Genomic DNA, 22,170 nt, shown 5'->3' on the forward strand with positions numbered 1-22,170 from the left:
TCCTTTTTCAAAAAAAAAGCTCAGTTAAGACTGAGCTTTTTTCTTGGCAATACCAATGCCTGTATATGCTAAAATAATTGAAAAGATCGGACAGAGAATGCTAAAGAATGTAAATGGAATATAGTCAGCTGCTGGAATGTTTAATGCTGTTGAAATAAAAGCACCACTGACACCCCATGGGATAATAGCATTAATAACCGTCCCTCCGTCTTCTAGCGTTCGTGATAAGTTTTTCAGATCTAAGTTCCACTTTTCATACAGTGGCTTAAACGTCTGCCCAGGCAGAAGAATCGATAAATACTGTTCTCCTGTGATGACATTCACCCCAATTGAAGATAGAAGCGTAGCAAAAATAACGTCTCCGCTGCGGCGGATTTGTTTTGCTAATCCTTTTAATAAAGCATCGATAATTCCAACCGCTCTCATCAAGCCACCTAGCGACAAGGCAATCATGATAAGAGAAATAGAAAACATCATGGACTGTAATCCGCCTTTATTTACAATGGCATCGACTACTTTATTTCCTGACTCTACTGCCGGTCCGCTTTGAAGAACGCCTAGCAATTGACTCAGCGTAAATTCATGCTGTGTAATCATTCCTGTAATAATGGCCGTTACAATCCCTAAAACTAACGTTGGCAATACATCGACTCTTCTCATCGAAAAAATAAGAACTAAAAGTGGAGAAAGCAACGTCAACACGTGTAAATTAAACGTATGCTTTAATGCCTCTTGAATTCCTTGAATTTCTCCGTAATTGACGCTTTCCTGGTTTCCGTTCATCCCAATGACCAATGCAATGATTGCGGTAATGACAATACTTGGAACCGTCGTCCACGTAATGTGCTGAATATGTTTAGGAAGCGGCACTTCAACGATACCAGAAGCAAAATTTGTAGTATCAGATAAGGGAGACATCTTATCTCCAAATACGGCTCCTGAAACAATCATCCCCGCTGCTAGACCTGGATGTACACCAATAGCAGTTCCTACGCCAAATAAAGCGACCCCTACCGTACTGACAGTTGTTAATGAACTTCCCGTGAATGTTGAAACTAATACGGTAATAACCAAAGCACTAATTAAAAAGTACTGCGGTGAAATCCAGTGGAAGCCGTAGGATAAAATCGTCGGTATCGTTCCGCCTACCATCCAAATCGCAATGAGCATCCCGATCAGCATTAAAATCAGGATAGGCTTAATACCAAGTCTAACACCGTCTAAAATTCCTTTCTCCATTTCTGTCCACTTATATTTCAACAAAAAGCCAATCACACTAATAAATGCTACACCAAATATTAGCGGAATATGAGGCGGCAGCTTTAACATAAATAATGAAACAAAAATAATAGCTAATAGCACCAAAACCGCCGCTATTGATTGTATAAATGAAATTTCTTTTTTCATGAGGTATTCCCTTTCTATCTTTCTTTTTCACTTAAACGCTTTTATGCTTTTACGCAGTTAAGTGCAAACCTTCTTGAGTATAATTTTTATCTTTCTTGCTGTCAATGACTTATTTTATCCAACGGTAAGCTTTGCACTCATTTTTCCCCTTTTCTTCTTATTAATATTAATTCCCTCTTCAAGCAGATCATTGTACAAAATGCCTCTTATGTTTTTACATGTATAGAACGGGTACACATAAAACACATCTTTTTTTAATGTACTACCTTTTGTACATAAGCGAGAAACTTCCCTTAAAATTTTTTTAAGCAAAAGACTTGAAAGTCAAAAAAGGTCAAAGTATAATAAAATTACGAAAGGTCAAGAAAGGTCAAACACCTGCTGATCTTCGATTAAAATCATTTAGGGAGGCTAATTAAATGATTTGTCAAAACTGTAATAAACGTGAAGCATCTATTCAATTAAATGTACAAACAAATAACCAAAAATCTCAATATCGTTTATGTCATACATGTTATCAAGCACTAATGAAAGAACATAAAATCCCATCAGGCTTTGGAGGTGGCGGCTTTATGAACATCGATGATTTATTCAAGCAAATGTCACAAGAACAAGCTGCACCGGAACAGCCACAGCAAGGAAATGGCGGCAGCGGATTTTTAGACCAGTTCGGTCGAAACTTAACTCAAATTGCGAAAACGGGATTAATTGACCCTGTTATTGGCCGCGAAGAAGAAGTAGAGCGTGTCATTGAAATTTTAAATAGAAGAAACAAAAACAACCCGGTGCTAATTGGAGAGCCTGGCGTTGGTAAAACAGCTGTTGTTGAAGGGTTAGCTTTAAAAATCGCGGAAGGGAAAGTTCCTGCCAAGCTGTTAAATAAAGATGTATATCTGTTAGATGTAGCATCTCTCGTAGCTAATACGGGCGTACGTGGTCAATTTGAAGAGCGTATGAAACAATTAATTTCTGAGCTTCAACAGCGAAAAAACGTGATTTTATTTATCGATGAAATTCACCTTCTTGTAGGAGCTGGTTCAGCGGAAGGTTCAATGGACGCAAGCAATATTTTAAAACCTGCTCTTGCACGAGGTGAACTTCAAGTAGTCGGAGCTACAACTTTAAAAGAGTACCGTTCGATTGAAAAAGATGCGGCTCTTGAACGACGCTTCCAGCCGGTTATGGTTCACGAACCGTCTGTAGAAGAAGCCGTTAAAATTCTAAAAGGAATTCAAAGTAAATATGAAGATTATCACGGCGTTAACTATACAGATGAAGCGATCCGCGCTTGTGTAAATTTATCACACCGCTACATTCAAGATCGCTTCTTGCCTGATAAAGCAATTGACTTGCTAGATGAAGCAGGCTCAAAAATGAATTTACAGGCAGGCATTACAAATAAAGACGACGCGGCCGCTCGCTTAAAAGAAATTACAAAAGAAAAAGAAGCAGGCGCTAAAGGATGAAAAATATGAAGTAGCAGCAAAACTTCGCGATGAAGAAGCTGCTCTTGAAAAACAATTGAACGAAGAACAGCAAAAAATGAATGTGGATATTGCTGACATTCAAGCAATTATTGAAAAGAAAACGGGTATCCCTGTTGGTAAACTTCAAGAAAATGAATCAGCAAAAATGAAGCATTTAGCAGAGCACTTAGCTCAAAAAGTAATTGGACAGCAGGAAGCTGTAGAAAAAGTAGCAAAAGCGATTCGACGTTCTCGCGCTGGATTAAAAGCGAAGCATCGTCCAATTGGTTCATTCTTATTTGTCGGTCCAACAGGTGTCGGTAAAACAGAGTTAACCAAAACATTAGCTGAAGAACTATTCGGCTCAAAAGATGCAATGGTTCGTCTAGATATGAGTGAATACATGGAAAAACACGCCGTGTCTAAATTAATTGGCTCACCCCCTGGCTACGTAGGTCATGAAGAGGCAGGGCAATTAACAGAGAAAGTACGCCGTAATCCTTATTCTATCATCTTACTAGATGAAATTGAAAAAGCTCATCCAGACGTTCAGCATATGTTTCTGCAAATTTTAGAAGATGGACGTCTAACAGATAGTCAAGGTCGTACAGTAAGCTTTAAAGACACAGTTATCATTATGACAAGTAACGCTGGTGTAGGTGAAAAGAAAATTACGGTTGGGTTCGATGCAGAAAATGACGCACTTAAGCAGGCATCGGTTTTAGATTCACTTTCATCTTATTTCAAACCAGAATTTTTAAATCGATTTGATACAATCATTGAATTTAATCACCTTGAAAAAGATAACTTAATTAAAATCGTTGACCTTATGCTTGCTGAATTGAAAGAAACATTACAAGAGCAAAACATCACGCTCCACGTAGCAGCTGAAGTAAAAGAAAAACTGGCTGAACTTGGCTATCACCCTGCATTCGGTGCTAGACCACTCCGCCGAGCAATTCAAGAACAGCTTGAAGATCGAATTACAGATTTACTGTTAGATGATGCGGACGTATCAACAGTGAACGTAACGTTAAATGAAGCAAGCGAAATTACCGTACAAAACTAATAGAAAAAGCGACTCTACTTGAGTCGCTTTTTTTTATAGAAATATTTCCGTTTATTTACTTTCATCTGTTTTTTCGTCTGTTTTTTCATCCGCACTATCCGTTGATTCTTCTTGATCATCAGTTGCTTCATCCCCAGATGAGTCATCTGCTTCGTCTTGCTTCATTGTTTCCTGTGAATCATCTGTAGTTGTATCCTCCGCTTGAGTATCATCCGACTGTTCTGTTTGCTGTTCTGTTGCATCTTTTTCATCTGTTTGTGAGTTGCATGCTGTGATTAACATAATTGCTAGAAGTGATCCAAATAACTTGACTAATAAACTTTTGTTCATTTTACCGTCTCCTTTCGAATCATCTGAGCCTCTATGTAGTCACCATTCATATGGCTCTACTGGCAGTATAGCCTATCCAATTGGAAAAAAGTTCACTTTTACAAGGTTATCACAAAAGCTTTACATCTCCTTCATTTTGTTCATATTCCGCTTATATTTCCTTAAGGTTTTATAACCTGCTTCATTCTAGATCTATCTTCCTTGGTCTAAGTACTCAATTCGTCTATTCATACAGTTGTAACTATGCTAATATGAGTGATATATTACTATACCGTGCGACTAGATGACTATAAAGTTATTCTCCTATAAAATTATTCACCATTTAAGAAAGGGATTTTTTATGGAATCACACAACCTCATAAAAAAACGGAATTTTATTCTTTTACTTATTTTTTGGCTGCTATATGTTGTTCACATTGTTTTATATCACTTTATTGCAGCTGCCCCTCAAATGATTGTTTTTATAAGCGGAGGGGTTTTATTACTGTTAGTGACGGCTATGTATCACTTTCGTTTTCATCCTGCTATCATTATGTATTCTTTTTTCATATGCTATTATGCCTATATTGCGTACATGACATCTATTGAACCTGCTGTTATTAATTATTTGTTTTTGTTTCTTGGAATTATTGTTAGTTTTATTTATTATAGTTATATCGCTATTGTAATTTCCACATTAATGTCCATAATAATTGTTTTGTACTTTTATGTAAGCAACACTCTTTTTACATCTGTGACCTTCGTGAAATTAGATATCGTTTATTTCATTTTATTTACGCTGATCACAATGATTATTTTGTTGTACTGTGCTCATTTCTCTAAAAAACTAATTGCTATTACCACGGTCAAAATGAATAAAACCGAAGATGAACTCTATTCAGCACAAGAGTATTTACAATCTTTTTTTACATATAACCGCGACGCCATTTCCGTGTTCAGCCTAGACGGTAAAGTGATTAAAGTAAACGATGCTTTTGAGCAAATATATGGATGGACAGCGGAGGAAATTGTCGGAAAAACCATTCCTTTTATTCCTGCTGGCTTAAAAGGCGACGCTGAAAGCCGATTCGAAAGGGTTAAGAAAGGAGAAAAGCTGGTTGCCTTTGAAACTCAAGATAAGCGAAAAGACGGAAAAATAATTGATGTAGAAATCACTGTTTCACCTATTTTTAATCGTGATAAACAGGTCGTTGCGCTTTTTGGTATTTCACGTGACCTTACCGAAGAGAAGGAAACAGAAAAATTTCTTCGCCAAACCGATAAATTGTCTTTAGCCGGCGAAATGGCAGCGGGAATCGCTCATGAAATTCGAAATCCGCTTACTTCTCTGAATGGATTTATTCAGCTTATTCATGAAGACAGCAGCCGCTATCATTCTTATACAACCATCATGCTGAGTGAATTGAATCGGATTAACTCAATCGTTGGAGAATTCTTATTGCTTGCTAAACCTCATGATACGGTTATGGAAAAGCATGCTTTTTCTACTATTTTAAATGACGTTATTCTTTTGTTTGAATCAGAATGTGTATTAAAAAATGTCGTCATTAAAACGCAGGTGGAAGCCCCGCATACATACATCTGCTGTGATGCCAATCAAATTAAGCAAGTACTCATTAATTTATTAAAAAATGCGCTCGAAGCTATGCCTAGCGGAGGAGAAATTCATTTAAACGTTGCTCAGCATACTAAAGATCTTACTATATTCATTAAAGATACAGGAGTCGGCATTCCCTCAAATTTGCTTACGCATATTCAAAAGCCCTTTTTTACCACGAAGCCCTCAGGCACCGGTCTTGGACTTGTTGTGATTAAAAACATTTTGTATCAGCATAAAGGAACATTTGAGATTAAAAGTACTGTTGGCGAAGGAACGAGCGTTACCCTTACGATTCCTCTATGGGAACAAGGAGTGAACCATTAAAAAAAGAGGCTAGAACAAAAGTATGTTAGTTGAAGGAAGATCCGAACGAGTTTATTTTTTAATTAAGAATCAAACTCATTCGGATTTTTTTATTATGAGGGTGAGCGTAGGTTTAATCTAGGTGGTTCTAGCTGTTGATTGGAGGGCAAGGCGAAGACTCCTGCGGGAAAAGCGGAATAGGTGAGACCCCGCAGGAGCATAAGCGCCGAGGAGGCTCACCGGCCGCCCGCGGAAAGCGAAGCCTTGCACGGAAATCAACGGCGGTGTAACAAGCGATTCATACTAGATTGTTTATCACATTTGTTCGTCTTTAGATTCGATTGATTTTGTTATGTCTCAAGCCCTGTTTTTATAGCTTTTTATCATCAATACTGTTTAAATAGTTTTCAATTTCATCTACTACAGACTGCACGCAGCCTTCTTCAAATGGAGAAATCAGATTCGCTTCCTCCACTAATTCTAAAAATGGCTTACTTCCGCCAAGCTTACATAAATGGACATAATCTTGCCATGCTTGTTCATGATTTTCTCGATCTTTTTTCCAAAATTGAAATGCACAAATTTGAGCGAGCGTATAATCAATATAATAAAACGGAGACGTATAAATATGAAGCTGGCGCTGCCAGAAGCCTCCGCTTTCTAGATAATGATGGCCATCATAGTTTTTAGAAGGCATATATTTTTTTTCAATTTCTCGCCACGTTCTTTTTCGTTCCGAAGGTTTCATCTCAGGGCGTTCATATACAGCATGTTGAAATTCATCTACGGCTACCCCGTAAGGCAAGAAAGTTAAGCCTGAGCTTAAATGCGAAAACTGGTATTTATCTTTGTCTTCTTTAAAGAACAATTCCATCCAAGGCCATGTAAAATACTCCATGCTCATTGAATGAATTTCAGCTCCTTCATGCGTAGGCCAGTGATACTCATTAGTTTCCATATCTCGGCTTGAGTACACTTGAAAAGCATGCCCTGCTTCATGCGTTAACACATCAATATCGCCTGATGTTCCGTTAAAATTTGAAAAAATAAACGGCGCTTTGTATTCTTCAATAAACGTACAGTAGCCTCCGCCTGCTTTGCCCTTTTTAGCGACTAAATCCATCAAATTATTTTCAAGCATAAACGAAAAAAATTCGTCCGTCTCTTTAGAAAGCTCCTTATACATAACCCGTCCATTTTCAATAATCCACTTTTCATCACCTTTTGGTACTGCATTTCCTGTTTCAAACTGAAACGGTTCATCATAATAAGTTAAGCTCTCTACATGAATTCTTTCCTGCTGACGCTTTTTTAATTTTTCAGTAAGGGGAACGATATACTCTTTTACTTGTTTGCGAAAAGCAGCAACCATTTCAGCATCATAGCCTATTCTGGACATACGAGCATAGCCTACTTCTACGAAATTTTTATAGCCTAATTTTTGGGCAAGCTTGGTCCGCACTTTTACAAGTTTGTCGTAAATATCATCAAATTCCTCTTCATGATCGGTAAAAAATTGAAACTTCGCTTCTGCTGCTTTTTTTCTCATTTCTCGATCAGGTGACTCCATGAACGGATCGAGCTGAGCTAACGTTCTTTCTTCGCCTTCAAATACAATTTTAGCTGACGCCACTAGTTTCGTATATTGAGACGATAGCTTATTTTCTTCCTGGAGCTCTTTTACTATTTCCGGCGAAAATGTTTTTAACTGCATTTCAGCAAGAGAAAACAGCTGCTTGCCCCATTTTTCTTCTAGTTCCTGTTTAAAAGGCGATGAAATTAATGCTTTGTAAAATTTCTCTACATATCCTTCTAAAAGCGGCTGCGTTTCATCAAAATAGTCTTGTTCTTCTTTATAAACTTCATTCGCAGTGTCTATAGAATGACGAATATAGCAGATGTTCCCCATTGTACTGTACTGGGAGTACGCATTATTTGCTAGACGAATTGCCTCGTTTTGCTGACTGACTGACGCTGCTTCCGTAAAATGTGTAATAGCCTTTTCAAACTGCTTTTCAATTTCATTCATATCAGGTCGCGTATATGTATAATTCTCAAATTTCATCATTTGTTCCCCTTCCTCTATAGTCTATATGTAACCTAATTCGTTTTTATCCAGCTGTATTCCTGTCAATTTCAATTTTTTGTCACTTTTTATTTTTTATGTCGATTGGTCATGAAAGAAGTCATAGAAAAAACTCGTTTGTTCAACAGAAACAAACGAGCTTTCTTTAATTAATTAGTCGATTCCGGCAAAAATTCATCTGCATAGTGCCCTAATTTCTTAAGCATCGAAATAGCAGCTTCCTTTTCTTCACTAGACAAAACGGATAAAATATCATGAATTCTTTTTTCATGACTCGGAAACATGCTTTCAATCATTTCCTTGCCTTGCTTAGTGATCGCTGCATAGGTTACACGGCGATCGTTCGGACAGGCAACGCGCTCTAAGAAACCTTTTTTCTCAAGCTTGTCTACTACATACGTAATACTGCCGCTTGCGAGTAGAATTTTTCCGCCAATTTGCTGAAGAGGCTGCTGACCTTTGTGGTACAATAACTCTAGGACAGCAAATTCGGTTGGATTCATTCCATGCTGTTGAATAAATTTATGCACATGATCATTAATTGAACGATTGGCGCGAGATAGTACAATAAATAATTTAAGAGATTGGTCTAACTCTTCTCTAGTTACATCATTCGTCATTTTAATCAGTTCCTTTAATATTATCTTGATATCAAGATAATACTAAAATTTCCCTTCAAAGTCAATCAAAGCAGACTTATTTCATCGGTTATCCTCTCTGCTTGTACAATTTTTTTGATAAAAAATGTATATAAGTGGATTTATACATATGCTTTTAATACAATAAACATATGACCATTACATAAAAAGGTGAATGATTATGAAACCAACCCATTTATTATTTAATTCCGCGATTGGTTCACAAAAGCCTGAAACAATCGTTAATCGGCAAAATCCCTGTCCATTTTGTGATGTTGAATCTCTTACAGGTATCATTGAAAAACAAGGACCTATCATTTGGCTAAAAAATAAATTTCCGGTTCTACAAGATGCTTATCAGACGGTTATTATTGAGACGGATGAATGCTCTTCGGAACTATCTGTTTATCCAAAGGAACATCTGTACACCTTGCTGAGTTTCGCTACTGAACGATGGATATCGATGATGAACAGCGGGGAATATGCTTCTGTTCTTTTCTTTAAAAACCATGGCCCTATGTCTGGAGGATCGTTACGGCATCCTCATATGCAAATTATTGGTTTAAATGAGATGGATGTAAATGAAAATGTGAAGCCAGAGCAGTTTGAAGGAGTTACAATTGCCCAAAGCGAACACGTCACATTTAATTTATCTGTAAAACCTCGAATGGGCTTTTTTGAATTTAACGTGATCACAGATCAGATTGACAAAGAGCTGCACGCTTTTGCAGATTATCTTCAAACGGCCGCTCACTATTTATTAAACCATTTTCATCGTAGCTGCACGAGCTACAACTTATTTTTTTATAATCTCCAAAACGGCAAAATTGCAGCGAAAATCATTCCTCGCTTTGCCACATCTCCTTTGTACGTAGGGTATGGCATTCCTCAAGTTTCCAATAAGCTTGAGCACATTGCTAACCAAGTTCAGGAGCTGTATTTCACATAAAAAGTTGAACCTTCATTGGTTCAACTTTTTTACGTTTTTTCATAATGAGATTCAATTTTAAAATAGTCATGCTCATAAAAAACAAAAAACATACACTAAAAGAACGATGTGAATTGAGGATAAAAAGAAGAATACGTAAAAGGAGACGGTTTATGACTGAAGTACTAATTGGAAGCATTCTTTCTGCTCTATCGACTGGAGTAGGTGCTTTGCCTATTCTGTTTTTGAATCAAGAATTCACTCATCGCTGGAAAGATGTGCTTCTTGCGCTCACTGCAGGTATTATGACGGCTGCTTCTACTATGAGCTTAATTCCAGAATCTCTTCAAAGCGGCGGGTTTTTTTCCTTAGCCATTGGCTTACTGCTTGGAGTTGTAACATTAACACTCTTGGAGCAGAATATTCCTCACATTGATCTTGAGCATTCTAAAACCGGCATTCAGTTTGATGAAAAAGCCCTTTTAATTGTGTCCGCTATTACGTTGCACAACCTTCCTGAAGGACTGTCTGTTGGTGTTAGCTATGCTTCAAATGTTGAAAATACAGGGAACTTAATTGCACTTGCAATCGGTCTTCAAAATGCACCTGAAGGACTGTTGGTCGCGCTATTTTTGGCTCAGCAAAATATCAGTAAAATAAAAGCATTTTTAATTGCTACCCTTACAGGCTCCGTTGAGATTGTAACGTCTTTACTTGGGTTTTATTTAACTAATTTTGTTGATTCTCTCGTTTCATATGGATTAGCTTTTGCTGCTGGAGCCATGCTTTTTATTATTTATAAAGAGTTGATTCCGGAAAGTCACGGCGATGGAAACGAAAGATTTGCTACTTATTCGTTTATTTTTGGTATTTTGTTTATGATTTTTTTAATTAACATTTTTTAAAGCTGAAGAGAGGCCACGGGCAGCGTAATTGTTTCACTGCCCGATCCCGAATGCTTGTCTTGCATTACACATTACAGCTTTGAAAAAGATAAAAAGCGGCTAATCAATGTTGCAAATGACGTTTTTTCTTCCTCTTCTTTTAAACGCTGCTTTTGATAAACGAGTAAGAGCTGATCAAGCTCTTGACTACAGGTAACGGTTTCTTCATTAGTCAGACCTTTTTCTTCTCCGAGCTGCACCATCTTTTGTCTTTTTTGGACGATTTCCACTAATAATCTCTCTGATTTCGTTCTATTTCTCACTCCAAACACAAAATCCTCTCCTATGACAAAGAAATTAGCTTATAACGCATTATTACAAATTCTACTAAATATGTAAATAGAGTCGCAATAATAGACATTTTTTTTGCGAAAAAATTATTTTGTCGGATTTTACAAGCGCTTACATTACTATAGGAATACTATTTATCTTTTTTTTACAATTTGTTATTCGACAAAAGATGCTGCTTGTCGAATAGAAAAAAGAGATTGAGACATAACGAAATTAATCCAATCCAAAGACGAACAAATGGGATAAATGAGCTCATATGAATCACTTAGTCCACTACTGTTGATTTCCGTGCAAAGCTTCGCTTTACCTTCCAATCAACGGCTAGGAGCAACTACATACATGAACCTTATATTTACCATCACAATGAAAAAATCCGAACGATTTACCGTTCGGATTTTCTTTTAACTAATATACTTTGGTTTTATCCTCTTTTTCTATTCGGCCTTTTGAGCAGCGATCTGTACGGCATCCCATACCGTAGCGTAAGGAGGAGCGTACGAAAGATCTAGCATGGTTATTTCATCTGTTGTGAGGCGGCAAGTAATAGCTGTCGCAAATACATCGATTCGTTTTGCTACTCCTTCTTTACCAATCATTTGAACCCCCAAAATCTCTTTTGTTTCAGGATGATAAACAAGTTTTATCACAATCTTTTCAGCTCCTGGATAGTAAGAAGCATGACTCGGAGCCTCCGCTGTGATGGCTTTGTATAAAAGAGAATTTTCTCTTGCTTCTCTTTCTGAAATGCCGGTTTTTCCAATTTCATAGTCCATTACTTTGACAATACTTGTACCTACAACACCCGGAAATTCTCTATTTTCTCCCCCTAATCGATAACCAAGAACCCTTCCCTGCTTATTGGCAATGGTTCCAAGAGCAATGTGAACATCTTTTTTTAATACGCGGTGATAGCTCGTTGCACAATCTCCTGCTGCGTAGATATGAGGCACGTTGGTTTCCAGCTTCTCGTTTACTAAAATCGCTCCATTTTCAAGCATTCTTAGTCCGTTTCTCTCTAAGAATTGCGTATTCGGACGAACTCCTACATTTACAATCACTAAATCTGTTTGATATGTTTGACGGTTTGTTTGAACGTGAGTGACAGAACCATCTGAATGCAGCAATGCTTCTACTTCTTCTTCGAAATGAAATAAAATATCGTCATCTAGCTGCTTTTGTAAATGCTCTGCCATTTCTTGATCTAAAATAGATAAAATCTGCTTTCCCTGTTCAATGACGCGTACTTCTTTTCCCACAGCCTTCATTGCTTCAGCTACTTCCATTCCGACATATCCTCCGCCGATAATGGTGACTTTCTCTACGGCGTGAGCCTGTAGATATGTATAGATTCTTTCACTGTCTTCTAATGATTTTAATGTGCATACATTCGGCATGTTATCACGCATAAAATTGGGTTTAACAGCCGATGTACCAGTTGCAATGATGAGTTCATCATATGTTATCTCTTTTTCTGTTTGCGTCTTTACATCTTGCGCTACTATGTACTTTTTTGTATGATTTACTTCTTTAACTTCGTGAAAAAGGTGGACGGAGATGTTTCGCTCTTCAAATTCTTGTTTCGTCCGAGCAATCAAATCGTCTTTTTCTTTTACAACACCTGACAGATAGTAAGGCATGCCACATGCGCTGTAAGAGATATCTCCACCTTTTTCAAACACAAGGATTTCCACTTCTTCTTTTTCTTTCATCCGGCGAAGCTGTGAAGCTGCGCTCATTCCAGCGGCTACTCCTCCTATAACGACGACACGTTTCATCTATACTCCCTCTTTCTACATAAATAATAGGCTATACCATTGTTTTTCCTTATTCTTCCCGATTTCAAACGAAAAAAAACGGCTGTTTACACAGCCGTAGATGTTTGTTTCGAGCGGTAATATGTTAAAGCCAAGGCTCCTGCTAATACAGCTCCTTTAATAATGTCTTGCATATAATACGGAACATTTAGCATCGTTAATCCGTTTAGCAGCACACCAATTAAAATAGAGCCAATCAGCGTCCCGAATACATTCGGTTTCCCTGCTCCAAATACGGAAAAGCCAATGTATGTAGCAGCTACGGCATCCATTAAAAATGGTGAGCCTGCGTTCACTTCTCCTACTCCAATACGAGCAGCTAAAACGACTCCTCCAATTCCAGCAAGCAAACCTGAAAACATATAGGCATACATACGGTAACGATTAACCGGTACACCCGAAAGCCTTGCTGCTTCTATGTTCCCTCCTGTTACATAGAAAAAACGCCCAAACTTCGTATAGGAAAAAACGATATGAACAAGCAGCACAGTCAGCAGCATAATGATAACAGGAACAGGAATACCTAGAAAGTGACCTTGCCCCAGCGCAAGGAAAGAAGGAATAAAAATTCCCGGAGCTCTTTCTCCGCTTGGTAAAGGCATATTGGTATAAATAGCTGAGCCTTTTGTATATGTTAATAAAATCCCTTGGACGATGAACATCATTGAAAGAGTGGCTAAAATATCAGGAATCTTTACTTTCACTACTAAAAAAGCATTCACTAACCCGATGAGAAGCGATGCAATAATCGGAATAATGATAGCAACTGCAATTTCTTGTCTGTGTAAAACAAGCATAGAGGCTGATAAAATAGTGGCTAACCCAGCCGTAGACCCTACAGATAAATCGAGTCCGTTGACGGTTAACGATATCGTTACACCAAGCGCTATTAAGGTAACAATGGAAATAGAGCGCAGGATATCACTAATGTTTTCTCCTGTTAAAAAGTTAGGTGTGGCAATGGAAAAAATAATCATAATAACGAAAATCATTAAGACTGTCCCATATTTATAAAAAAAGTCGAAAACGCTTATTTTTCTCTTTGGTTTCGCTACAGGTTCTGTTACATACTCCGCACTCATCCTTTTACTCCTCCTGCTGTATAATAAAATAATTTTTCACTAGTTGCTTCTTCTTTGGATAATTCTTTCACGATTTTTCCGTTGTACATGACATAAATTCGATCCGCTACCCCTAGCAGCTCCTCGAATTCACAGGTTGCATAAACAACTCCTTTTTTCTGTGACACAAGACCTGTAATTAAGTCGAATATCTCTCGCTTAGAGCCGACATCGACTCCTTTAGTTGGTTCATCAAACAACAGCACGCTAGAGTCCGTAACAAGCCATTTTCCGATTGCTACTTTCTGCTGATTTCCACCGCTTAACGTTCCAACTGACTGCTCGATAGAATGAGACTTTACGCCAACTTGCCCAGTCGTTTTCTGCGCTTTTTCTTTGATCTTTCCTCGCTTTAGAAACGAATAGTTTGTAAAGCGGGACAGACTTGGCAAAACTAAGTTATCGGCAATCGATTCATGAACAAAAATTCCTTCTTTTCTTCGTTCTTCAGGAACAAGAGAAAGACCTTGTGCAATATAATAATAAGGCTGCTTATTCAACTTTAGCTTCTTGCCTTTTAACCGAACGCTACCGCTGACATATTGCTCTAATCCAAATAGACTTCGGCAAAGCTCCGTTTTCCCTGCTCCTACAAGCCCTGCAATACCGACTACTTCTCCTTCTTTTACATGAAAAGAAATATTAGAAAGCCTCTCTGGAAGAGATAATGCTTCTACATGTAAAAGTTCGTTTCCGATTTCTACTGATTTTTTGATCCACTGTTTCACAGAAGACGTTCCTAACATGAGCGTAATCACGTCTTCAACCGAAGTGTGTGACGTTGCTTTTGTAGCTACATAGCGTCCGTCTTTTAAAACAGTTAAACAATCGCAAATATCGACCACTTCTTGAAGACGATGTGAAATGTAAATAATACCTACTCCATTTTTCTTCAGCTCTCTCATCACAGAAAACAATTGTTTCGTCTCTTCCACGCTAAGAGGTGCGGTTGGTTCATCCAAAATTAAATAGTCAACATTCTGTACAATTGCACGTGCAATAAGCACCTGCTGTTTTTCTGATAGAGTTAGATCAACAACATTTTTTTTAACGGATAAAGAAGAACCAAGTAAAGAAAGGGCTTCTTCCGCTTTCTTATAAATAGATTTCCAGTTTACAAATGTCTTGCTTTTCTTAGAAGTCTGTACGTCTAATACAATGTTTTCAGCTACTGACAGCGAAGGAATCAGCGCTACATCGACTTCTTGGTGTACAATGCCGATGCCGTGGCTCTTCGCTTCTTTAGGAGAAGAAATAGAGATTTCTCCTCCGTCTTTGTAGATTTTTCCTTCGTACTCGTCGTAAGCTCCGCACAATATTTTCATCAGAGTACTTTTACCGGCACCATTGGCTCCCAATAAAGCATGGATTTCCCCTTTTTGAACAGTAAAATCAACTTTGTTCAGCGCTTGAAAAGAACCAAAGTTTTTTGTAATGTTCTTCATTGAAAGCTCGTTCTTCATATCTGTCCCTCCACTTCTACTCTTTTTTACCCCATTCTTCTACGTACTGACTAAGCTGATCCATATTAATCGTTTGATTAGGCAAATCTGTTTGTTTGACTAAAACCGGATCAAAGGAATAATAACGAGGGATCTCTTGACCGGAAATCTTTTTAAGAAGCAAATCAACCTGCTTTTCTCCTACTGAAGCTGGGTTTACAGCAGCTGACGCTTTCCACGGGCTGTTTTTTGCCTGCATCATTTGCAGATCTTCATCAGATAAGTCCACTCCGTATACTTTAATCTCGTCTCGTCCTGCTTCTTTAATCGCTCTTGTGACTCCTTTGGCAAATTCGTCCCAAGGTGCCCAAACAGCTGCAATGTCTCCTTTATTTGGATACTGCTTCAACACGGCTGCCATTTTATTTTGGGTGTCTAGAGAGGTGTTGTCTGTTGCGCTTCCGAACGTAGCAATTTGTTTTACATCTGGATAGCGATTCATCATAATTTTATAAATGCTGTCGCGTTTTTCCATCGGCGCAAATCCTCCAACAAACGCATATACAATGTTTCCTTTTCCATTAATGTCCTGCATCATTTGTTTCAGGCCCTGCAGTGCAAGCATATAATCGTCTTGATCGATGGTTGTAACGCCTTCTACTTTTAATTCTACGTCTGTTGCAATAACGGGAATTCCTTTTGCAATCGCGCGCTTCACGCCAGGTTCAAGAGTTTCAGCCCGGCCGTGGTCAATCATAATACCGGCAACATTTTGGTTAATAGCCGTGTCTAAATACGCAGCCATTTTAGATTGATCATTGTTTGAATCAGAAACGGATAGCTGTACTCCGGCTTTTTTAGCCGCTTTTGTCACACCTGTTATGTACTGAGCAGCGTGAGTGCCTGACGTAAATTCAGAAATAAGAGCAATTTTTGTATCTTTCGTAATCTTTTTTCCTTCTTGCTGTAAAGGCTTAGCAGAAACCGCTTGCTGCGCTGGAGCTGCCTGTGCTTTCTCGTTTAGATTTGGCTGTTCTTTCGTGCAGGCAGCCAGCGCAAAAACTAGAAGCACGAGCAAAGTAAGTGGCCACAGCATTTTTTTACTCTTTTTCATGGTGTTCCTCCTATTAAACTTATTATTCACATAAAAATAGTTAGTTTTATAATAATCCAAAGAATACCCCGCTTTTAGATGTAAAAGCGGGGTGATCATGACCTATGCTTTACAAGTAGTTGTTATGCGTAAATAGGTACCCATCCTTCAGTTGTCACGAAAATTCGGACAGCGACTACTTTACGATCTTCCATTAGTGTAAAGTAGTGAAGAATGTTTTCTGGTACTGAAATTAAATCGCCCGGCTCTAATTCAACATCAAAAAATTCGCCGTCTTTTCCTTGAATAACAAAGATTCCATGACCGCTTACGATAAAGCGAACTTCGTCATCTGTATGAATATGCTTGCGCTGAAAGTTTTTTAACAATTCATCAATATTTGGTGTAGATTCCGATAACGAGATAACATCTTGAGCTTTATAGCCGCGGCGTTCCGAAATATCTTTAATATCCTCATCAAAAGCGTTTAGAATTTCTGTTTTTTCTTCATCAGTTAAATCATACTTTTCACGAAGATTTTCTGGAAGTTTTGTAATATCCCAGTTTTCATAAATAACTTCATTGTTTGCTAGAAAAGCTGATACTTCCTCTTGAGTTTCAATTCTTTTATTATTTGCATGTAAGCGAATTTGCGCCATTGTTGTTTCCTCCTTTTATAAATGCACCTTTGGCTTAATGCCTTTAAGTGATAGTAATTTCACATGGTAGCTAAATAGAAATTCATAGGCTTCTAGCGCTTTTTTTGTTTCAAACGCATTTTCCCCCCATACCGTAATCCCATGGTTACGAATTAAAATCGCGCCTTGATCGCCTTTTATATGGTGAGAAAATTCTTCTGCTAATGTCGGAATATCAGCGTAATTCGGAATAATCGGAACAGTAATTTCCGCATCTTCTTCCCAAATACCCAGCGCCTTAATAATTTCTTGACCCTTAAATGAAATAAGTCCTTCATCTCCGTACAGTTCAGAGATCACGTTGTTGTCAATTGTATGTACATGAAGACTGCACCCAGCATTCGTTAACTCGTAAATCTTAACGTGTAAAAGCGTTTCAGCAGAAGGCTTTAAATGCGTTTCTTCTGCAGGTCTTCCATGTTGATCAACTAATAAAAAATCTTCATTTGTACGTTTTCTTTTGTCTTTTCCACTTGCTGATACAAAGAAAGTTGTCGGATTTTGGTCCACTTTAATCGCTAAGTTTCCGCTTGTGCCTAAGAACCAATCGCGCTCTGCCAACTCATCTTTTATATCCGCAAGCTCGTGTAATCTTTGCTGAGCCATGATACTCATGCTTTCACCTCTTCTGTTAATTCTTGTAAATGGTGAATCACATCATAAAAAGTAGAAAAAGGTCGATACGGTAGAGATAGCTCTTCACATTTTTCAATTAAAAAGTCACGTGCAATGACCGTATCAGCTAATTTGGCAGCCTGCAAATCCGTAATTGAATCGCCAATAACAACCGTATGATCTCTTTCATCTGCAAGACGGCGAATAATCGTTGGCTTACAGCAGCCGCAGTCATTTGTACACTGTTTATCACATGTATGAGGCCACGTAATGGAAATATGCTCACCGGAAAAATCAGATCCGTTGCAGTAGAGCATTTCCTCTGCAACTCGATTTCCCAAAAGTGGTTTTACAAAAAAGTCAATTCCTCCGCTTACAATATAAAGCGGAATATGGTGCTCTTTTGTATAAGCAATAAAATCAGCAAATCCATCTCGAATAGCAGACGTCTCTAAAATATAAGAAATAATATCTTCCTTTAATTCTACGGGGAGCAAGGCAAACATTCGCCCTACTCCTTCTTGAATGGAGACGTGCTGTGCCAGTACGTCGTCTTTAATACTTTCCCACTCCGGAGGAGCAAATTTTTTCATAATAGCAATAATGTTATCGCTATTTGTGATTGTTCCATCAAAGTCACAAAAGATTTTTAACGATGTCATGCTTTCACCTCTACTGTTCCCCATAGTTGCAAAGCTTTTTGCAACTCTTTTGATTCTTCCGCTTTTTCGGCTAGTGTTTGATGAGAGAGTACGGCATCTATCGCCGCACGGAATGCTTTTCCTCCTCCGATAGCGCCGTCTGGATGACCGTGAACTCCGCCTCCTGCATTAATAATGCTGTCGATTCCAAAGTCTTTCACAAGCTGCGGTACCATTCCAGGATGAATTCCTGCTGAAGGAACCGGGAAAGACTGCTTATATTTGTATACAGGGCGAGTTAATTCGTAGGCAATGCCTGTCGTATCTTCAAGAGAAAGCGCTACGCTTCCGTATGGTGATGGAAACAGTGAGAAATCTGCTCCAGCTAAGCGCAATAGCTTTCCAAGCAGTAATGAATTTGAAAAACCGTAAAACTCTGATGGCGTAAGCGCTCCGCTAACAGCTGGGTGTGCCATAATCGGCAAGTTAATTTCGTCATCTTCTCGAAGTGCCTGCAGTACGTCTAACCCGTAAGCAAATACGTTGAATAAAAGAGCATCGGCTCCTAGCTCAGCTGCTTTTCTCGCTTTTTCTTTTAATTCGAACGTTCGACCCGTTAAATTAACAGCATACAGCGTGCGGTGTCCCGTTTTTTCGTATACTTCATTCAGTACTTTTTTTCCTTCTGTAACGCGAGCTTCAAAAGGTGTTCGTTCACTATCAAACAAAATCTCGTCGTCTTTAACCAAATCCACTCCGCCAAGCGCTTGCTCACGCAGCTGAGTTGTTAAGTACGTCATGTCTCTTCCAATCACGCCTTTAAAAATACTCATCACAAGCGGACGGTCATAAACGCCTAGTTTCTCTCGTATACCTTCTATTCCAAAGCGCGGTCCTGGGAATTCAGCTAATAATGCATCAGGAAAATCCAAGTCTAATAATTTCACTTTTCCATCAAGTGATAGTTTTCCGAAAACCGTAACTAAAATAGCCGGTAAATCTCTTGAAAAGTTGGCAGTTGGATAAGCAATTTTGACAATAGCCTGCTTAATTTCTCCGCCTAAATATCCGTTTACACGTTCGCAATCTTGAAGCTCAGTTACGGACATGACGCGCCCTTTATGCTTTTGAAGCTGCTGTTGATCTAAAAGCGGCAGATCTGTCCATGAGCCGACGGTTAGTCCTAAAGCGATTCCTTCCGCTTTTTTATGAAAATTCCCTTTATTGTCATGTAGTAAGTAGCTTGCAACGATTTCGCTCATTATGCTAAAAACTCCCTTGCTGTTTAATATCGTTAATAAAAAAACCTCTTCTGTGATTAAGAAGAGGCTTTCGTTGCTCTTCTTATCTCTCAGCTGCTGCTGCAAGAATTAGCACCGTGCTTAACATGCGTTAAGTCGGTTGCCGGGCTTCATCGGGCTAGTCCCTCCACCTACTCTTAATAAGAAAGTTGCTATTTATTTAAATTGAATTCGTAGATTATATACTAAATAAAAAATACCGCTAGGATTTATCGGTTATTAATCTCGTTAACTTCTTACATATTAAGCCAACTCAAAAAGGATTGTCAATGCGTTTTTAAAATAAATTTAATTTTTTTATTCGAGATACAGCTTCTCTCATACGCTCTTCATTCGTCAGCAGTCCTACGCGCACATAGCCTTCACCATATGTTCCAAAGCCTACTCCAGGCGCCACTACAACGTGGGCTTTTTCAAGAAGTAAATCTGAAAACTGTTCAGAAGTATATCCTTCAGGAACTTTTAACCATGCAAAAAAGGAGCCCGCTGGAGATGTAACATCCCAACCAATTTCTCGAAGTCCTTGAATAAAGGTATTGCGTCTAGATTCATAGCGCTTAACTAAATCATTCACACATTGTTGAGATTCTAACAGAGCTGCGGCCGCGGCCTCTTGAACCGCTCCAAAGAGACTGACATACATGTGATCTTGAAGAAGATTAATAGCTTCTACTACACTTTCATTTCCTACAGCAAATCCAACTCGCCATCCCGCCATGTTATACGTTTTAGAAAGAGTATAAATTTCAATTCCCGTCTCTTTTGCACCAGGAGTCTGTAAAAAGCTGATTGGCTTTTTACCATCAAATCCAATTGCTCCGTAGGCAAAGTCGTGTACCACACAAATATCGTGCTTGGCAGCAAACGCCACGGTGTCTTCAAAAAACTCTGCTGTTGCCACTGCACCAGTAGGATTGTTCGGATAGTTTAAAAACATGAGCTTTGCCTGTTCTTTGGCACTTTCACTTATCTCTTCGTATACGGGTAGAAAATGATTTCCAGCCGTGAGCGGCATCACTTCCATCTTTGCTTTTGCAAGCTCTACTCCAGACCAGTAATCAGGGTATCCAGGATCCGGAACCAGCACCGTGTCTCCAGGGTTTAATAAGCACTGCGGGATTTCAACAAGTCCACCCTTCCCGCCAAACAAAATAGCTACTTCTCTTTCAGGATCTACATCAACGCCATATTCTCGCTTATAAAAAGTCGCAACGGCCTCTTTCAAAAACTGGTGCCCCCGAAACGGAGAATATTTATGATGCATAGGATTAGCACTTGCTTTTTGCAGTGTTTCTACAATATGTGAAGGAGTAGGCTGATCAGGATTTCCCTGCCCTAAGTTAATAACGTCATGCCCTTGGGCCATTACTTTTCCTACCTTGCCTACAAGTGATGCAAAAAATTGTTTTGGTAAACTTTTTAATAGTTCCGATTGCTCAAATTGTTTCATCATCGCACACCTTCTCAAAAAATTCTTGAAATTCTAGTCACAAATAATATATTGTAATACTCAACTTGTAAAGTCATTTTTTTCAACTACTAAAAAAAGGACGGATGATAAAGTGAGTGTAAAAATCACGTGTTTGCAGCTTGATATTGCGTTTGGAAACCCAACTAAAAACCGAAAATATATTCAACAAAAAATGACGGAAGCCATGAAAGAAAATCCTGATATCCTTGTGCTTCCTGAGCTATGGGATACAGCTTATGATTTGACGCGGCTAGACGAAATTGCAGATGAGGAAGGACAGCAGGCCAAGCAATTAATCTCTCAGTTTGCTAAAACGAACGAAGTAAATATTGTGGCGGGTTCGATCGCGAAAAAAACAGAGCAAGGCGTCACGAATACGATGTATATTTTTGACCGAAAAGGTCGTGAAGTATCACAATACAGTAAACTGCACTTATTTAAATTAATGGATGAACACCTCTATTTAGAAGCAGGAACAACAAAAAATCTTTTTACACTTGAACAGTCTTTATGCGCAGGAGTTATCTGTTACGATATTCGTTTTCCAGAATGGATTCGGGTTCATACTAGCAGCGGAGCAGAAGTCTTGTTTGTTGTCGCTCAGTGGCCGGCTCCAAGACTTGCCCACTGGAAAGCACTGCTCATTAGCCGTGCAATCGAAAATCAATGCTATGTAATCGCGTGTAACCGTGTAGGCCAAGATCCTAATAACACATTTGCCGGACATTCCTTAGTCATCGATCCGTGGGGAGAAATAATCGCTGAAGCTGGCGATAGCGAAGAACTTTTAAGTGCTGACGTTAACCTGGAACTTGTAAAAGAAATTCGCAAACAAATTCCTGTCTTTACAGATCGCCGCACAGAATTTTATTAATTATGTATTGACAGCGTTTTTTTTGCATGATACGATTT

General features: G+C 38.6%; 19 protein-coding genes, 1 pseudogene and 1 riboswitch. Of the genes and pseudogenes, 6 read left to right on the forward strand and 14 right to left on the reverse strand.

What is annotated here, in order from left to right; genetic code table 11:
* Window positions 1–24: 24 nt before the first annotated feature.
* On the reverse strand, window positions 25–1,407 hold the full coding sequence (gene nhaC, locus N178_RS13480) for a Na+/H+ antiporter NhaC (protein WP_045292803.1): 1,383 nt from the start codon (window positions 1,405–1,407) through the stop codon (window positions 25–27).
* A 419-nt stretch (window positions 1,408–1,826) separates the two neighbouring features.
* Between nhaC and N178_RS13485 the strand changes: the two are divergent.
* Window positions 1,827–3,942, forward strand: a pseudogene (locus tag N178_RS13485) (ATP-dependent Clp protease ATP-binding subunit).
* Window positions 3,943–3,993: 51 nt separating this feature from the next.
* Here the strand turns inward: N178_RS13485 and N178_RS13490 are convergent.
* The gene (locus N178_RS13490) at window positions 3,994–4,272 is read right to left on the reverse strand and encodes a hypothetical protein (RefSeq protein ID WP_045292804.1); all 279 of its coding nucleotides are present in this window, start codon (window positions 4,270–4,272) and stop codon (window positions 3,994–3,996) included.
* A gap of 340 nt (window positions 4,273–4,612) precedes the next feature.
* Between N178_RS13490 and N178_RS13495 the strand changes: the two genes are divergently transcribed.
* The gene (locus tag N178_RS13495) at window positions 4,613–6,196 is read left to right on the forward strand and encodes a PAS domain S-box protein (protein WP_045292806.1); all 1,584 of its coding nucleotides are present in this window, start codon (window positions 4,613–4,615) and stop codon (window positions 6,194–6,196) included.
* A 134-nt stretch (window positions 6,197–6,330) separates the two neighbouring features.
* The gene (locus tag N178_RS27820) at window positions 6,331–6,465 is read left to right on the forward strand and encodes a hypothetical protein (RefSeq protein WP_014461068.1); all 135 of its coding nucleotides are present in this window, start codon (window positions 6,331–6,333) and stop codon (window positions 6,463–6,465) included.
* A gap of 80 nt (window positions 6,466–6,545) precedes the next feature.
* Here N178_RS27820 and N178_RS13500 read toward each other — a convergent pair whose 3' ends face one another.
* Window positions 6,546–8,240, reverse strand: coding sequence for a M3 family oligoendopeptidase (locus tag N178_RS13500; RefSeq protein ID WP_045292808.1), 1,695 nt, complete (start codon window positions 8,238–8,240; stop codon window positions 6,546–6,548).
* Between the two features lie 170 nt (window positions 8,241–8,410).
* Window positions 8,411–8,881, reverse strand: a complete 471-nt coding sequence (locus tag N178_RS13505) for a MarR family winged helix-turn-helix transcriptional regulator (RefSeq protein WP_045292810.1) — start codon at window positions 8,879–8,881, stop codon at window positions 8,411–8,413.
* A gap of 199 nt (window positions 8,882–9,080) precedes the next feature.
* Here N178_RS13505 and N178_RS13510 point away from each other — a divergent pair, with 199 nt between their 5' ends.
* Both N178_RS13510 and N178_RS13515 read left to right on the forward strand, forming a co-directional pair.
* Window positions 9,081–9,848: a DUF4931 domain-containing protein gene (locus N178_RS13510; RefSeq protein WP_045292812.1), complete on the forward strand. Its 768-nt coding sequence runs from the start codon at window positions 9,081–9,083 to the stop codon at window positions 9,846–9,848.
* 152 nt (window positions 9,849–10,000) lie between these two features.
* On the forward strand, window positions 10,001–10,732 hold the full coding sequence (locus N178_RS13515; RefSeq protein WP_045292814.1) for a ZIP family metal transporter: 732 nt from the start codon (window positions 10,001–10,003) through the stop codon (window positions 10,730–10,732).
* A 71-nt stretch (window positions 10,733–10,803) separates the two neighbouring features.
* On the opposite strand, the gene N178_RS13520 is transcribed toward N178_RS13515, so the two are convergent.
* From N178_RS13520 to N178_RS13565, 10 genes are all read right to left on the reverse strand, one after another.
* Complete coding sequence (locus N178_RS13520) at window positions 10,804–11,043, reverse strand: aspartyl-phosphate phosphatase Spo0E family protein (protein WP_013082228.1); 240 nt, start codon at window positions 11,041–11,043, stop codon at window positions 10,804–10,806.
* A gap of 453 nt (window positions 11,044–11,496) precedes the next feature.
* Window positions 11,497–12,837 (reverse strand): CoA-disulfide reductase, encoded by a 1,341-nt coding sequence (locus N178_RS13525; protein WP_045292815.1) that lies wholly within the window; start codon window positions 12,835–12,837, stop codon window positions 11,497–11,499.
* A gap of 86 nt (window positions 12,838–12,923) precedes the next feature.
* Window positions 12,924–13,958 carry an ABC transporter permease gene (locus N178_RS13530; protein ID WP_045292817.1) on the reverse strand — a complete coding sequence of 345 codons (1,035 nt, stop codon included), beginning with the start codon at window positions 13,956–13,958 and terminating at the stop codon, window positions 12,924–12,926.
* The gene (locus tag N178_RS13535) at window positions 13,955–15,460 is read right to left on the reverse strand and encodes a sugar ABC transporter ATP-binding protein (RefSeq protein WP_045292819.1); all 1,506 of its coding nucleotides are present in this window, start codon (window positions 15,458–15,460) and stop codon (window positions 13,955–13,957) included. The genes N178_RS13530 and N178_RS13535 overlap by 4 nt, the downstream gene beginning before the upstream one ends.
* A 16-nt stretch (window positions 15,461–15,476) precedes the next feature.
* On the reverse strand, window positions 15,477–16,553 hold the full coding sequence (locus N178_RS13540; RefSeq protein ID WP_045292820.1) for a sugar ABC transporter substrate-binding protein: 1,077 nt from the start codon (window positions 16,551–16,553) through the stop codon (window positions 15,477–15,479).
* Between the two features lie 122 nt (window positions 16,554–16,675).
* Window positions 16,676–17,191, reverse strand: a complete 516-nt coding sequence (locus tag N178_RS13545; protein WP_045292822.1) for a 1,2-dihydroxy-3-keto-5-methylthiopentene dioxygenase — start codon at window positions 17,189–17,191, stop codon at window positions 16,676–16,678.
* Between the two features lie 15 nt (window positions 17,192–17,206).
* The gene (locus tag N178_RS13550) at window positions 17,207–17,845 is read right to left on the reverse strand and encodes a methylthioribulose 1-phosphate dehydratase (protein WP_045292823.1); all 639 of its coding nucleotides are present in this window, start codon (window positions 17,843–17,845) and stop codon (window positions 17,207–17,209) included.
* A complete protein-coding gene (locus N178_RS13555; RefSeq protein WP_045292824.1) occupies window positions 17,842–18,507 on the reverse strand; it encodes a 2-hydroxy-3-keto-5-methylthiopentenyl-1-phosphate phosphatase in 666 nt (221 codons plus the stop codon). Before N178_RS13555 ends, N178_RS13550 begins: the two co-directional genes overlap by 4 nt.
* Window positions 18,504–19,748 carry a 2,3-diketo-5-methylthiopentyl-1-phosphate enolase gene (gene mtnW / locus N178_RS13560; RefSeq protein ID WP_045292825.1) on the reverse strand — a complete coding sequence of 415 codons (1,245 nt, stop codon included), beginning with the start codon at window positions 19,746–19,748 and terminating at the stop codon, window positions 18,504–18,506. Before mtnW ends, N178_RS13555 begins: the two co-directional genes overlap by 4 nt.
* A gap of 79 nt (window positions 19,749–19,827) precedes the next feature.
* Window positions 19,828–19,934: riboswitch (SAM riboswitch) on the reverse strand.
* A 130-nt stretch (window positions 19,935–20,064) separates the two neighbouring features.
* Window positions 20,065–21,237, reverse strand: coding sequence for a pyridoxal phosphate-dependent aminotransferase (locus N178_RS13565; RefSeq protein WP_045292826.1), 1,173 nt, complete (start codon window positions 21,235–21,237; stop codon window positions 20,065–20,067).
* A 112-nt stretch (window positions 21,238–21,349) separates the two neighbouring features.
* On the opposite strand from N178_RS13565, the gene N178_RS13570 reads away from it, so the two are divergent.
* Window positions 21,350–22,132: a carbon-nitrogen family hydrolase gene (locus N178_RS13570; protein ID WP_045292827.1), complete on the forward strand. Its 783-nt coding sequence runs from the start codon at window positions 21,350–21,352 to the stop codon at window positions 22,130–22,132.
* Window positions 22,133–22,170 lie beyond the last annotated feature (38 nt).

The sequence above is a fragment of the Priestia aryabhattai B8W22 genome (assembly GCF_000956595.1).
GTDB classification, from domain to species: domain Bacteria; phylum Bacillota; class Bacilli; order Bacillales; family Bacillaceae_H; genus Priestia; species Priestia aryabhattai.